Below are 15,363 nucleotides of genomic sequence, written 5' to 3' on the forward strand. Positions count from 1 at the left end.
TTGTGCAAAGATAATGATTTCCATTAAATTTATTTAACCGAAGAAACTCTGTTCAATTTTATATTTAATACATTTCCAGAATATGATTTCATTTCACCATAAAAACAATCGCAAGTCGCATTATAAGTTAAATCATAATAATTAGAAGTTTTATCAAGATTTATTTTTCTGAATTTGAGTTGAGGAAAATTAAACACAACAGAATCTGTCACATCTTTTTCATAATCGTCATGAAAATCAAATTCTATTTTTAATTTTGATTTATTTCTTGAAACATCCATAATCGCATCACTTTTCGACAAAGGAACTTCTACCACTTTCGATTTATAATCCAAAAAATCTTGTTTCCATTTTCCTTCAATTGTTTTTATATTATTGGATGCGCAACTCACAAGAAATAGCAAAAAGATAAATCCTAAAAAATGTTTCATAAGTGTTAATTTTTTATTGAAAATACAATTATTTATTTACATTTACTTAAATACTTATTACAATGAAATTAAAAGCCTTAATCGTAAGTTTTATGATTGCTTTCGCAGGAATCGTAAACGCGCAAACAGCAACAGAAATATTAACAAAAGCTCAAAACCAAGCGAAGGTTGAAAATAAAAATGTCTTTTTAATTTTTCATGCTTCTTGGTGCGGATGGTGTAAAAAGATGGAAAAAAATATGGACGATCCAGCTGTGAAACCATATTTTGATGCGAATTATGTCAAAACATTTATTACTGTACAAGAACGTGCAGAGAAGAAAAATTTAGAAACTCCTGGTGGAGATGCTGTCAATGAGAAATTAGGAGGAAAAAATCAAGGTTTGCCTTTTTGGGTAATTTTAGATTCGACTGGAAAAGTTTTAGAAGATTCTCGCGTAAATGGAGAAAATCTTGGTGGTCCAGCTTCTGAAGAAGAAGTAAATCACTTGATTGCAAAACTTGAAAAAACAACGAAAAACGATAAAGTTGATCCAGAAAAAATCAAAGAAGTTTTTATCTTGAAAAAGAAATAATTCACAAAAAAATCCGCTCAATGAGCGGATTTTTTTATTGTGTTAAAACATGAAAAGCTTCTTCCAAGTTTTTATATTGTCCTTTAAATTCTTCTATCGCTTGATCGGCTACAATTTTTCCTTTATTCAAGAGGATTACACGCGAACAAAGCGCTTCTACTTCTTGCATAATATGTGTCGAAAGTATCACCGTTTTTTCTTTTCCAATTTCTTTAATTACCTCTCTAATTTCAATAATTTGATTTGGATCCAAACCATTTGTAGGTTCATCTAAAATCAAAATTTCTGGACTCGAGATAATCGCTTGCGCCAATCCGACACGTTGTTTATATCCTTTTGATAATTGATGAATTTTCTTATGTTTCTCAGGCGATAAACCTACTTTTTCGATGACTTCATCAATTTTTGATTTAGGCACATTTCGAATATTTGTGACAAATTCCAAATACTCTCTTACATACATATCCATGTACAATGGATTATTTTCTTGCAAAAATCCAATCAACTTTTTCGATTCAATTGGTTGCGTCGAAACATTAAAATCATTCACAGAAATTTCACCAGAATCTGCATTTATTGCATTGGTAATACTTTTCATCAATGTCGATTTTCCTGCTCCATTTGGTCCAAGTAAACCAACAACTTCGCCATTATTTATAGAAAACGAAACTTTGTCTAAAGCCATCTGTTCACCGTATTTTTTTACTAAATCTGTAATGATTATTCCCATTTGATGAAAAATTTTCGATAAAATTAGCAAAAAAGATTTGGATAACTGAAAAATTATTTTTTAGATTTGTAGAACAATTAGAAAAACGAAATGGCAACATTCAATTATTTTAACGCATTCTTTTTTTACTTTTTTGGATATTATCCAGGAGAGCAGGGACTGCGTTGTCAAAATTGATTGTTAACATTCATAATAAGATAATATAAAGTCCCGCAATTTGTGGGACTTTTTTTGTGGAAAAAAATGAAAGAAAGAGTTGCAATACAAGGTTACATTGGTTCATATCATCACGAAGCTGCCAATAATTATTTAGGAAATGACATCGAAATTGTAGAATGCGACACATTCAAAACTTTAGCAAAGTCGCTTGCAAAGGGAAAAGTTGAAAAAGCAATCATGGCAATTGAAAACACAATTGCTGGGGCAATTTTACCAAACTATGCATTGCTAACGAAATATAATTTGAAAGTTGTTGGAGAAATTTATTTATCAATTCAACATCAATTGATGGTAAAAAAAGGACAAACTTTAGATGATATAAAAGAAGTTCGTTCGCACCAAATGGCATTGTTACAATGTGATAAGTTCCTTGAAAAACATCCAACATGGCGCGTTGTAAATGATATCGACACTGCATTAACAGCCAAAGATATTATTGAGCAAGATTTGAATGATGTTGCTGCAATTGCCTCAAGAAAAGCGGCAGAAGTATATGGATTAGACATTTTAGCTTCAAGTATTCAGACGTTTCAAGATAATTTTACTCGCTTTTTTGTATTGCAACGCGAGCACAACGATTACGAAGATTTCAATAAAGTTTCGATGCGTTTTTCTGTTCCACATAAAGCTGGTGCTTTAGTAGATGTATTAAATCAAATTGCAGAATGTGGAATAAATATGGACAAAATACAATCTGTTCCGATTATTGAAAAACCTTGGGAATACTCTTTCCATATTGACATTACGTTCGAGCAAAAAGAACAATATTATGAATTGCTTGGAAAAATTGCAAGAAAGTTAACGGATTTAGAAATATTAGGCGAATATAAACTGGGGAAAAAATGATAGCAGAAGCCCAACGATTACAAAGTGTTCAAGAATATTATTTCTCGAAAAAATTACAAGAAATAGCGAACATGAAAACCGACATTCCAATCATTTCATTAGGAATTGGAAGTCCAGATTTACAACCTCATCCAGATGTGATCGAGGAATTAATCAAAAGTTCACGAAACGGAATCAATGGCTATCAAAGTTATCGCGGAATTCCAGAAATGCGCGAAGCAATGGCAAGTTTTTACAAAAACAAATTTGATGTAGACGCCAATCCTTCAACAGAAATTTTGCCACTTATGGGCTCTAAAGAAGGAATTATGCACATTTCGATGGCATTTTTGAATGAAGGTGATAAAGTTTTAATTCCAAATCCTGGATATCCAACTTATTCATCTGTTACAGAATTAGTGCAAGCAGAACCTTTATTCTACGATTTGAAAAATGAAAATGATTGGCTTCCAGATTTTGATCAGTTAGAAAAATTAGCCGAGCAAAAACCAAAAATTATGTGGCTCAATTATCCACATATGCCAACCGGAGCCAAAGCCCCAAAAGACGTTCTTAGAAAATTAGTAGAGTTTGCAACTCGTCACAATATCTTAATCGTAAATGATAATCCGTATAGTTTTATTTTGAACGATGAACCGACAAGCATCTTAGGAATTGAAGGTGCAAAAGATGTTTGTATCGAACTGAATTCATTAAGCAAAACCTTTAACATTGCAGGTTGGCGAGTAGGAATGGTGATTGGAAAAGAAAGTTTTATTAATTCTATTCTAAAAGTAAAGTCAAATATGGATTCGGGAATGAATTTTGCGATACAAAAAGCCGCGACAAAAGCTCTTTTAGTTGATGATTCTTGGTACGATGAATTAACAAAAATTTACGCAGAAAGACGAAGAATCATTTGGGAAATCGCTGATATTTTAAATGTAAAATATAATCCCAATGCAGCAGGAATGTTTATTTGGGCGAAGCTTCCAGAAGGAAAAGATGATAAAAAATTTATTGATGAAATTTTATACAATAAAAAAGTATTTATTACACCAGGAAGTATTTTCGGAAGCAATGGTGAAGGATTTATAAGATTTTCACTTTGCGCACCTGTCGAGAAGTTGATTGAAGTAAAGAGAATATTAGAAGCATGAAAATAATTTCAGTAATCGGTTTAGGATTAATCGGAGGTTCTTTTGCTTTAGCATTAAAAAAAGTTGGTGTTGCCGAAAAAATAATCGGTGTTGATCAAAATATTGAACATCAAATTCAAGCTTTAGAATTAGGAATTGTGGATGAAATCGCTCCTTTGAATGAAGCACTTTCTCAATCAGATTTAGTAGTGATTGCCGTTCCTATTAATTCTATTCAGAAAGTTTTACCAGAGATTTTAGATCAAATTAATGATAAAACGATTGTTATGGATATGGGATCAACAAAAGCTGGAATTTGTAAAAAAGTTGCAAATCATCCCAAAAGAAAACAATTTGTTGCCACACATCCAATCGCAGGAACGGAAAATTCTGGACCAAAAGCTGCTTTTCCTGAGTTGTTTTTAAACAAAGTTGCGATTTTGTGTGATGTTGAAGAAAGCGAAAAAGAAGCAGTAAAAAAAGTAAGAAAAATTTATCAATCGCTCTGGATGAATGTTAAAACAATGACTTCGGAAGCGCATGATGCGCACATTGCGTACGTTTCTCATCTTTCGCACATTACTTCTTTCGCCTTAGGACAAACAGTTTTGGAAGAAGAAAAGAATGAAGATGCAATTTTTGACATGGCTGGATCTGGTTTCGAATCTACGGTTCGTTTAGCAAAAAGTTCTCCTGATATGTGGACACCAATTTTGATTCAGAATCGAGAAAATTTACTCAATGCTATTGATGCTTATCAAACACAAATTTCGAAAATCAGAAAAATGATCGAAGAAAAAGACGCCGAAGATATTCATCAATATTTAAAAAACACAAACGACATACGTCGAATATTAAATAAATAAAGTCATTCTGAACTTGTTTCAGAATCAAATCAAAAATAAAAGTTGAACTAAATTAAGTTTGACAAGAAAATAGAAATAATTACTCTCAAATAAAATAAATATTAAATCTTAAATTTGTAAATGTTATGGAAAACAATAACTGGATAAAAGAATACGATAAACCAATGATTATCGCTGGACCTTGTAGTGCAGAAAGTGAAAAACAAATGATGACAATCGCTGAAGATTTGGACAAAGATTATGTGCAAGTTTTCCGTGCGGGAATTTGGAAGCCTCGTACTAAACCAAACTGTTTCGAAGGAGTTGGTGCAATCGGATTAAACTGGTTGAAAAAAGTAAAAGACGAATTCGGAATGAAAATCGCAACTGAAATCGCCAATGCAAATCACGCAAAATTAGCGTTAGAATATGATGTTGACGTTTTATGGATTGGTGCTCGTTCTACGGTAAACCCTTTTACAGTACAAGAAATTGCTGAAGCTTTACGTGATACAGATAAAACAGTTTTGGTTAAAAATCCTGTAAATCCAGATTTAGATTTATGGATTGGTGCTTTGGAGCGTTTAGAAGGTCAAGGAATCAAAAACTTAGGTGCTATTCACCGTGGTTTTTCAACGTACAAAAAGACAAAATACCGTAACAATCCACAATGGCAAATTGCGTTAGATTTCAAAAACAAATTGCCAAACGTGCCAATTATTTGTGATCCATCACATATTTGCGGAAACAGAACAGGATTGTTCGATGTTGCGCAACAAGCCTTCAATTTCGAATACAATGGATTGATGATCGAAACGCATAACAATCCTGATGAAGCTTGGTCTGATGCAGCTCAACAAGTAACACCAGCTCGTTTATTAGAAATCTTAAAAGATTTAGAAATTCGTGTTTCTGATGATCCAGATGCAATTTACAAAACTGGAATTCAGAATTTACGTCATCAAATTGATGAATTAGATAACTCTATTTTAGATGCAATTGCTCAACGTATGAAAGTTGCAAACTCTATCGGAGAATTGAAAAAAGAACATAATGTGGCAGTTTTTCAGCCAGATCGTTGGAAACAAATCAAAGATAATTCTGTAAAAGCAGGAGTTTCTTTAGGTTTATCTGAAGATTTTGTTGACAAATTATTGCAAGCAATTCACCAAGAATCTGTTGCGCAACAAAACCAAATTATGGTAAAAAAAGAAGAAAAAATTTAAACAATATTGAAAGGAATTGTCATAAAATCTACTGGTAGTTGGTATCATCTTTTAACCGAAGATGGTATAACCTATCAGGCAAGAATTAGGGGAAAATTTAGAATAGCCAATATCAAACATACCAATCCAATTGCTGTTGGAGATGAGGTTGAGTTTGAGATTGACAAAGATGATATTGCTGTCATTACAAAAATTCATGATCGCAAAAATTACATCATTCGAAAATCTGTTAATCTATCCAAAAAAACGCACATTATTGCATCTAACATTGACGTTGCTTTTTTGGTTGTAACGCTTTCTAATCCCAAAACTTCGTTTGGTTTTATTGACCGTTTTTTGATTACTGCCGAAGCTTATCATATTCCTGTTGTAATTTTATTCAACAAAATGGATTCGTACACAGAAAATGAAATGGCTGAGTTAGAAATTTATAAATCAATTTACAATTCTATCGGTTACGAAAGTCTAGATATTTCGGCTGAAACTGGTCTAAATTTAGATCTTGTAAAAGATCGAATGAAAGATAAAGTAAGTTTGGTTTCGGGACATTCTGGCGTTGGAAAATCAACGTTGTTGAATACTTTAAATCCTGATTTAAACTTAAAAACGCACGAAGTTTCTGATTTTAATAGCAAAGGACAACATACCACAACTTTTGCACAGATGTACGAATGGCCTTTTGGAGGTTTTATTATCGATACGCCTGGAATTAAAGAATTTGGTTTGGTTCATATCGACAAAACCGAATTACAAGGTTATTTTCCTGAAATTTTAGATTTAAAACATAATTGTAAATTTGATAATTGTATACATGTTAACGAGCCAAAATGTGCCGTTCGAGATGCAGTAGAAAATGGTGAAATAGCAGTTTCTCGCTACGAAAATTATCTCACTTTTTTAGAAGAAGATATTTATACCGAAAAATAATTAAAAGCCATTTCTTTCGAAATGGCTTTTTTATTTTTTCAAATTACGGTTTCACGTAAAAATAATTCAACTTCTCATTTTATTTTTGTTAAAATTAATTGAATGAGCAATTTATCCGTACAAATCGCTTTAGATTTTGTGGAATGTACAAAGGAACAAAAAGAAAGATTTTTATTGCATTTAGAAGATTTAAATTGGAAACCATTAAATCCAAATAAATTGTGGACTGCTGAATTCGATAATTCTAAAAACAAAGAAAATAAACTAAAAAATATAGAACAAGAACTAATTAATGCAAAACAAATATCGAAGCTCTATGAGCTAGATTATGTGATAATTGCAGATGAGGAAATCTATTTTAACCAACTAACTTAAACCTATAGCGATTGCTTTCTAAACTTAAATTACAACAAGCGTTATAACACATCTAAAAGATGAGTTGTAACGCTTTTTTATTTGTTAATAATTTCTTAAATTTCAATCAATTTAATACCGATTAAAACAATATTTATGCGAGTGATTTTACAGCGTGTGCAACATGCTTCTGTAATGGTGGATGGAGAAATAACTGGAAAAATAGAAAGTGGAATTTTGACCTTGGTTGGCTTTGAACCTGATGATACGAAGGAAGATTTTGAATGGATTTCGAAAAAAATAATTCAACTTCGAGTTTTCAATGATGAAAATGATGTGATGAATTTAGATGTGCAACAAACAAATGGAGATATTTTGGTTGTTTCTCAATTTACGTTACATGCCTCTACGAAAAAAGGAAATCGTCCGTCATATATCAAAGCGTCAAAACCAGCTGTTGCAAACGAACAATATGAAACATTTTTGAACGTTTTAGAATCAAATTTCAAACCTGTACAAAGAGGAATTTTTGGTGCAGATATGAAAGTCGAATTGTTGAATGATGGTCCTGTAACCATTTTTATCGATTCAAAAAATAAAGAATAACTTGATTAACAGATATTGAATGAAACAAACTCTACTTTTTTCAACTTTTTTTATTAGTTCATTTTCTTTTGCGCAAAACTATGCAGTCGATCAAATTCCAGCCGATTTGATAAAAGATGCTTATGCTGTTGTACGAAAAAATGAAGAAAAAATAGAACTTCTAAAAGTTGATGAATTAAAATATACGGAAGACGTTGTCGTAACGGTTTTGAGTAAAGCGGGCGATAATTATGTTGGTGCGCAAGCGAATTATGATGCAAATACAAAAATTGACTTATTCGAGGCAACTTTGTATGATGCAAATGGAAAAGAAATTAAAAAATTCAAGACCAAAGATTTTGGTGACCAAAGTTATGTAACAGGTGGACAAATGTACACGGATGATCGTATAAAATATTTGAATTACACACCAACAAATTATCCTTACACGATACATTATAAAATTATTACAACGAACAAAAATACACTTTGGATTCCGCGTTGGTCACCTATACGAGCAGCGAATTTATCAATCGAAAAATCGTCTTATCAATTTGTAAATAAAACATCTTCAACTATTCGATTGAAAGAAGATAATTTTAAAGGTTTTGACATTGCAAAAACAGGAGATAACAATAATTTGAGCTATTCATTAAACAATGTTTTGGCATTTAATGAAGAAGATCAAATGGTTGGAAGTCAAAAAATATTTCCTCGCGCTATTTTAGCTTCAAATCAAATTAATATCGATGGTGTTAAAGGAAATTTTGACAATTGGAATGATTACGGAAAATGGACTTTTGATAATTTAATTCGTTCAAAATTAGATTTTACTCCATCTCAAAAATCAACTTTTCAAAATATGGTAAAAGATGCAAAATCGGACGAAGAAAAAGTTCAGATTTTGTACAAATATTTGCAAAATAAAGTTCGATATATTGGCGTACAACTGGGAATTGGAGGACTTTCGCCTTTTCCAAATTCTTATGTTGAGAGCAAAAGTTATGGCGATTGCAAAGCCTTATCTAATTATATGATTGGAATGTTAGATGCAGTGAATATCAAATCGTATCACACCATATTATTTGCTGGAAATCCAATTGATATTGATGAACAAATGATGTATCAACAAGGAAATCACATGATTGTTTATATACCTCTAAATGGAAAAGATATTTGGTTAGAAGCAACAAGTCAAACAGCTCCTTATAATTATTTAGGTGATTTTGCAGGAAATAGAAAAGTATTAATTGTTGATGAAAAAGGCGGAAAAATTATTCCTTCGCAACAATTCAAAACAGAAGATAATCAATTATTCGTCAATGGAAATGCAACACTTTTAGCAGATGGAACATTAAATTTTGATTTTTCTGAAACTTCCAAAGGTTTGATTTATGAGAATTTTGCAAGATTTAATCAATTAAGCGAAAAAGATCTTGATGTTCGTCTAAAAAATCGTTTTTCTTATTTGCAAGGAATATCATTCAAAAAGAAAGAATTTAATAATGATTGGAAAAATGCTGTTTTTACTTCAAATTTCGAGTTTTCAGCACCAAATTATGCTAAAATTCAAGGAAATAACATCATTCTGAATATTATTCCAGTAAATAAAGAAGAGACTTCTGTCAAAAAAATGAAAGACAGAAAGTTTGATTTCAACATCGAAACAGGATATGTTGACGAAGTTTTCTATACATTGACGCTTCCTTCTGGTTATAAATTGCCACAAAAATTTGATGCAATTACCGTGAAATCTGCTTTTGGAGAGTATCAATTAGAAATCAATCCAAAAGAAAATAATACATTCGAAATCAAACGAATTTACAAACAATTTTCTGGAACTTTTTCGAAAGAAAAATACAACGAATATGTAGAATTTAGAAGACAAATTTCGGGTTACGACAACACAAAACTAATTTTAGAAAAATTATAACACTATTTATGAAAACAATATTTACAATTGTTGCTACTGTTGCAACCGTTTCGAGCTTTGCACAAGATGTGAAATTTGGAAAACTCTCAAAACAAGATTTCGAGAAAACAAAAAGCTCAATTCAAGCTGATGCTCCTGCTGAAGTTTTATATGCCGACGGAAATTATAAAGTCACTTTTAATACCAGTCAAGGAGGTGTTGAGCAAACAAAGAAAGTTTTTTATAGAATAATTGTATTTGATAAAGATAAAACACCAGATGATGTTTTGAAAGTTGAAATTCCTCTTTACAAAAGTTCTGGCTCTGATCAAGATAAATTAATCTCCTTAAAAGCTATTACTTATAACTTAGAAAATGGTAAAATTGTTGAACAAAAAGTTGAGAAAAAAGATATTTTCTTAGATAAAGTCCATCGTTTTATGGATAAACAAACGTTTACATTTCCTAATGTAAAAAATGGATCGATCCTAGAATATACGTACGAAATTATTTCCCCTTTCTATGGAAATACTGATACGTGGTATTTTCAAGGATCTATTCCTGTAGTTACAAGTAATTTTACGTTCCAAAATCAGGAATACTTTAATTATCAACAAGATTTGAGAGGTGGATTTGCTCCGAAAATTTCAAAAAATTCAAAGGAAGATACGTTTACAAGTACTTCATTTGGACAAAGAGGAGCTACATTTAACGGAGGTATTGGTAAACAAGGAGCCACAACAGAAAATATAAAATTAAAAATCAATACACTAACCTATTCATTAACTAATTTACCTTCTTATTCTCGCGAAGCATATGTACTTAATCCAAGAAATATGTTAGCAAGTGTACAGTTCGAATTAGCTTCTTTTATTGCACCAGGAAGAACTTCAGAAAATTTTTCTACAACATGGGAACGTATTGGTAAAGATTTGATGGATCATGAAGAGTTTGGTCGACAATTAAATGGGAATAATTTTTTAGATGAAACTGTAAACGCTACAATTGTTGGAAAATCTACAAATATTGAAAAAGCTCAAGCAATTTACAATTATGTAAAAAACAACATGGCTTGGAATGATTATTTAGGTCAATATACAGATAAAGGAATCCGAAAAGCATTTAACGAAAAATCTGGAAATTCAGCGGATATCAATCTTATGTTAACAGCTATGTTGCGTAAAGCCGGATTAGACGCAAATCCAATTGTTTTGAGTACGTTGCAAAATGGTTTAATCAATTATTCGTTTCCTTCACGTAGCAAATTGAATTATGTAATTGTTGGAGCAACAATAGATAATGAATTTTATTTAATGGATGCAACTGATAAAAATGCTCAAATTAATTTATTACCAATTCGAGCAATTAACGATCGTGGATTTATGGTAAATGACAAAGGAATAAAAGAAGTTCCTCTTCGTAATTCGGTTATGACCAATGATAAAATATCAATTACGGCAGATTTAAAAGCAGACGGAACATTAACTGGAATTTTTTCGAATGTTCGCGATAATTATTTTTATATGTTTGATAAAAGTGAAATCGCAGATGATCCAAAAGCGTTCGAAAAAGAATTTGTAGAAGATTATAATTTTGAAATTTCAGAATTTAAAACACAAGATAACAAACAAAATGTAATTCGTCATCAATTCAAATTTGATGATGTAAAAGTAGATGTGGCTGGAAATAAAATATTATTCAATCCATTTTTATTTGTTGCGAATACAAAACATAATTTAAATCTAGATCAACGTAATTACAATATTGAGTTTGGTGCACCAACTACGAATACAAATACAGTTAAAATTAAAATTCCAGAAGGTTACAAAGTCGAATCTTTACCAACTGAAAAGCAATTTACAATGCCCGATCAAGCTGGTGGATATGCATATAAAGTAATTGAAAAAGATGGTTTTATTATCGCTCAAGCCCAAAAAGTTATTCCATACAGTATTTTACCTGCACAATACTATAAACCATTGAAAGAATTTTTAACAAATATTATTAATGCAGAAAGTCAGCAAGTGATTTTGGTAAAACAATAAAAAATATTCTAAACATCGAATAAAGCCAACTCCAAATACGAGTTGGCTTTTTATTTTTGTACCTTTAACTTTTAAAATTTAAAATAAGATGAGCCTTAAACAAGCACAAACAGACGTTGATAATTGGATAAAAGAACATGGTGTTCGTTATTTTAACGAATTAACAAATATGGCACAATTAACTGAAGAGGTAGGAGAAGTTGCACGTATTATTGCGCGTCGTTACGGTGAACAATCGGAGAAAGAATCTGATAAAAACAAAGATCTTGGCGAAGAATTGGCAGATGTTATTTTTGTAGCGCTTTGTTTGGCAAATCAAACAGGTGTTGATTTAGAATCAGCTTTTTACAAAAAATTAGATTATAAAACAAAACGTGACCACGATCGTCATCAAAATAATGATAAATTAAAATAAATATGATTGAAATTTCTGCTCTAAAATCTCCGATAAACAATCAATTAGCCATCACAGGTTCTAAAAGCGAAAGCAATCGTTTGTTGTTATTAAGTCAATTATTTGAGAATGTTTTGACATTAGAAAATGTTTCAAATTCTGAAGATTCTCAATTAATGCAAAAAGCGTTAGCGAACAAAAGTGATTTAGTTGATATTCACCACGCGGGAACTGCCATGCGATTTTTAACGGCTTATTTTTCTATTCAAGATGGACGAAAAATAACGTTGACAGGTTCTGAAAGAATGAAACAACGTCCAATAAAAGTTTTGGTTGATGCCTTGAATGAGCTGGGTGCAGAAATTTCGTATCAAGAAAACGAAGGTTATCCACCTTTATCGATTGTTGGAAAAAAAATAACGAAAGATTCTATTACAATCCCTTCTAACATTAGTTCTCAATATATCTCTGCTTTATGTTTGATTGGAACGAAATTAGAAAATGGATTAACGATTAATTTGGATGGAAAAATTATTTCTATTCCTTATATTCAAATGACAATTCAATTATTGAATAAAGTTGGAATTAATGCAATTTTCGAAGGAAATACAATCAAAATTCCTTTTACTGAAAACATCAAAGCTAAAACTTTACAAGTAGAATCTGATTGGAGTTCAGCTTCATATTATTATAGTTTGATTGCTTTATCGCAGAATTCTGAAATTAAAATCTCAACTTATTTCGAAGATTCTTTACAAGGAGATTCAGCTTTGCAACATATTTATGCAGAAAATTTTGGTGTAATTTCAACTTTTGAAAATGGAGTTTTAACATTGAAAAATGAAGATAATTTCATACCAAAATCTATCATCGAATTAAATTTAATCAATACTCCAGATATTGCACAGACAATTGCTGCAACTTGTGTGGGATTGAAAACAAAATGTCATTTAACTGGTTTAGAAACACTAAAAATCAAGGAAACCGACCGTTTAATCGCACTTAAAAATGAGTTGGAAAAATTTGGAGCAATTATAACAATTACAAACGATTCATTAACGATAGAAGGTTATAATAATTTTGAAAAAACGCCTACTTTAGCAACATATAACGACCACAGAATGGCAATGTGTATGGCGCCTTTGTCGCAAATTTACCCAATTCGAATTGAGAATGAAATGGTCGTAGAAAAATCTTATCCAACATTTTGGGAAGACTGGAAACAATTAGGTTTTGAAATTAAATCGATTTAAAATATAACAAAAAAATCCGCTTAAAAGCGGATTTTTTTTAGTTTGTATATACTTCATTTATTCAAAATTCTGCATATTTACCAAATTGGCATAAACACCTTTTTTCTCAATAAGTGAATGATGATTTCCTTGTTCAATAATTTTACCTGCTTCCATTACTACAATTTTATCCGCATTCTGAATTGTTGATAAACGGTGCGCAATAACCAAAGAAGTACGATTTTGCATCATATTATTCAAGGCAACTTGTACCAATTTTTCAGATTTCGTATCCAAAGCAGAAGTTGCTTCATCCAAAACCATAATCGGTGGATTTTTATAAACCGCACGCGCAATACTTAAACGTTGTTTTTGTCCACCAGAAAGCTTGCTACCTCCCTCTCCTACTGACTCTTGATATTTTTCTGGCATTTTTACAATAAACTCTTCCGCATTTGCAATTTGCGCAGCATATTCTACTTTTTCCAAATTTGGAGATTTATCACCTAATGAAATATTATTAAAAATTGTATCATTAAACAAAATAGAATCTTGCGTAACCAAACCAAATAACAAGCGATAATCATTTAATTTTATATGTTTGATATCAATTCCATCAATCAAAATTTGACCTGATTTCACATCCCAAAAACGAGTAATTAAATTCGCCAAAGTCGATTTTCCAGAACCAGATTGCCCAACTAAAGCAACGGTTTCTCCTTTATTAATTGTTAAATTAAAATTCTCGATCACATTATGTTTTCCATAAGCAAATGTGACATTTCTAAACTCAATTTTATCTTCAAACGCATCAATTCCTTTAGCATCTGGAACATCTTTTATCGAAACATCAGCATCCAAAACTTCAAAAATTCTCTTTGCAGAAACTTCTCCTTTTTGTACATCTGATAATGCTTTCGAAAAGCGTTTAATCGGATCTAATAATGTATAAAATGTTGCGATATAAAAAATAAATTGTGATCCTGTTAAACCATTTCCTTCTAACGATAATTTACCACCAAAAAAAACAATTAATCCAATTGTAACAGCACCTAAAAATTCACTTGTTGGTGAAGCCAAAGCACGTTTTTTCATTACTTTTTGAAGATATTTTCGATAACGATTAATCGATTCATCAAAACGACCTTTTACTTGATCTTCTGCGTTAAAAATTTTGATAATCTTAAGCGAAGAAAGTGTCTCGTCTACATAAGTAATAATGTTAGATAATTCGTCTTGCGCATGAGCAGCAGCTTTTTTCAGACTTTTTCCAATCAACGAAATAATTGTTCCCATAATCGGAAAAACCAAAATAGCGAAAATTGTTAATTGATAGCTAACTGTAAATAATACTACAACGAAAACAATAATCATAATTGGCGAACGAACAATCTCTACAATTGAATTTAAGATGTTAGATTCTACTTCGTTTACATCGCTTGAAATACGATTAATCATATCTCCTTTTCGTTTTTCAGTAAAATAAGCAACTGGCAAATCAATAATTTTGTTATGAATATCAACACGTAAATCACGTGTCACACCCGAACGTAAGTCTACCAAACAAGTTTCTGAAAGAAAACTGAAAATATTTCGAAATAAAAATGCAATAATAAATATCACACACGAAATCGCTAACACATAAACTGGTCCTTGAGTTTGAGAAAGCTCATTCATATAATAAGCTGAATAATCTGAAAAAAATTGTTTCAGATTACCCAAATCACCAGAATAAATAGGTTTTGCGATAACTCCAGGTGATTTTTCACCAAACAAAACACTCAAAATTGGCATCATAAAAGCCAATGCAATTACATTGAAAAGTGCATAGAGTAAATTGAATATAATCGCTGTAACAAACGAAGTTCTATATGGTTTTGCGTACGAGAACGCTCTTTTAGTTAAACTCATTGATGTATTTTAG

Annotated in this window: 15 protein-coding genes; 12 read left to right on the top strand and 3 right to left on the bottom strand. The window is 31.1% G+C overall.

What is annotated here, in order from left to right; translation table 11 throughout:
* Positions 1-29: 29 nt before the first annotated feature.
* Positions 30-431 (bottom strand): hypothetical protein, encoded by a 402-nt coding sequence (locus N5D03_RS00595; protein ID WP_280050663.1) that lies wholly within the window; start codon positions 429-431, stop codon positions 30-32.
* A 62-nt stretch (positions 432-493) separates the two neighbouring features.
* Between N5D03_RS00595 and N5D03_RS00600 the strand changes: the two genes are divergently transcribed.
* Entirely contained in the window at positions 494-1,006 is a 513-nt protein-coding gene (locus N5D03_RS00600) for a thioredoxin family protein (protein WP_125348934.1), read from the top strand.
* Positions 1,007-1,040: 34 nt separating this feature from the next.
* Here the strand turns inward: N5D03_RS00600 and N5D03_RS00605 are convergent, their stop codons facing one another.
* A complete protein-coding gene (locus N5D03_RS00605; RefSeq protein ID WP_219034021.1) occupies positions 1,041-1,736 on the bottom strand; it encodes an ATP-binding cassette domain-containing protein in 696 nt (231 codons plus the stop codon).
* A 243-nt stretch (positions 1,737-1,979) separates the two neighbouring features.
* Between N5D03_RS00605 and N5D03_RS00610 the strand changes: the two genes are divergently transcribed.
* The 11 genes from N5D03_RS00610 (at position 1,980) to N5D03_RS00660 (ending at position 13,460) form a co-directional block, all read left to right on the top strand.
* A complete protein-coding gene (locus tag N5D03_RS00610) occupies positions 1,980-2,801 on the top strand; it encodes a prephenate dehydratase (RefSeq protein WP_219034020.1) in 822 nt (273 codons plus the stop codon).
* Positions 2,798-3,940, top strand: a complete 1,143-nt coding sequence (locus N5D03_RS00615) for an aminotransferase class I/II-fold pyridoxal phosphate-dependent enzyme (RefSeq protein WP_280050664.1) — start codon at positions 2,798-2,800, stop codon at positions 3,938-3,940. Before N5D03_RS00610 ends, N5D03_RS00615 begins: the two co-directional genes overlap by 4 nt.
* Positions 3,937-4,785, top strand: a complete 849-nt coding sequence (locus tag N5D03_RS00620; RefSeq protein ID WP_219034018.1) for a prephenate dehydrogenase — start codon at positions 3,937-3,939, stop codon at positions 4,783-4,785. Before N5D03_RS00615 ends, N5D03_RS00620 begins: the two co-directional genes overlap by 4 nt.
* A 125-nt stretch (positions 4,786-4,910) precedes the next feature.
* Complete coding sequence (locus N5D03_RS00625) at positions 4,911-5,990, top strand: bifunctional 3-deoxy-7-phosphoheptulonate synthase/chorismate mutase type II (RefSeq protein ID WP_115002148.1); 1,080 nt, start codon at positions 4,911-4,913, stop codon at positions 5,988-5,990.
* A 6-nt stretch (positions 5,991-5,996) separates the two neighbouring features.
* Positions 5,997-6,917 (top strand): ribosome small subunit-dependent GTPase A, encoded by a 921-nt coding sequence (rsgA, locus tag N5D03_RS00630; RefSeq protein ID WP_038333226.1) that lies wholly within the window; start codon positions 5,997-5,999, stop codon positions 6,915-6,917.
* Between the two features lie 102 nt (positions 6,918-7,019).
* Positions 7,020-7,292 (top strand): hypothetical protein, encoded by a 273-nt coding sequence (locus N5D03_RS00635; RefSeq protein WP_038333228.1) that lies wholly within the window; start codon positions 7,020-7,022, stop codon positions 7,290-7,292.
* A 135-nt stretch (positions 7,293-7,427) separates the two neighbouring features.
* Positions 7,428-7,877: a D-aminoacyl-tRNA deacylase gene (dtd, locus tag N5D03_RS00640; RefSeq protein ID WP_038333231.1), complete on the top strand. Its 450-nt coding sequence runs from the start codon at positions 7,428-7,430 to the stop codon at positions 7,875-7,877.
* Between the two features lie 19 nt (positions 7,878-7,896).
* Positions 7,897-9,789, top strand: coding sequence for a DUF3857 domain-containing protein (locus N5D03_RS00645; RefSeq protein ID WP_280050665.1), 1,893 nt, complete (start codon positions 7,897-7,899; stop codon positions 9,787-9,789).
* 8 nt (positions 9,790-9,797) lie between these two features.
* A complete protein-coding gene (locus N5D03_RS00650; protein WP_280050666.1) occupies positions 9,798-11,813 on the top strand; it encodes a DUF3857 domain-containing protein in 2,016 nt (671 codons plus the stop codon).
* A gap of 88 nt (positions 11,814-11,901) precedes the next feature.
* On the top strand, positions 11,902-12,228 hold the full coding sequence (locus N5D03_RS00655) for a nucleotide pyrophosphohydrolase (RefSeq protein WP_038333238.1): 327 nt from the start codon (positions 11,902-11,904) through the stop codon (positions 12,226-12,228).
* Positions 12,229-12,230: 2 nt separating this feature from the next.
* On the top strand, positions 12,231-13,460 hold the full coding sequence (locus N5D03_RS00660) for a 3-phosphoshikimate 1-carboxyvinyltransferase (protein ID WP_038333240.1): 1,230 nt from the start codon (positions 12,231-12,233) through the stop codon (positions 13,458-13,460).
* A 57-nt stretch (positions 13,461-13,517) separates the two neighbouring features.
* Here the strand turns inward: N5D03_RS00660 and N5D03_RS00665 are convergent, their stop codons facing one another.
* Positions 13,518-15,350, bottom strand: a complete 1,833-nt coding sequence (locus N5D03_RS00665) for an ABC transporter transmembrane domain-containing protein (protein WP_180905440.1) — start codon at positions 15,348-15,350, stop codon at positions 13,518-13,520.
* Between the last annotated feature and the right edge of the window lie 13 nt (positions 15,351-15,363).

The sequence above is a fragment of the Empedobacter sp. GD03861 genome (genome assembly GCF_029840885.1).
GTDB lineage: Bacteria > Bacteroidota > Bacteroidia > Flavobacteriales > Weeksellaceae > Empedobacter > Empedobacter falsenii_B.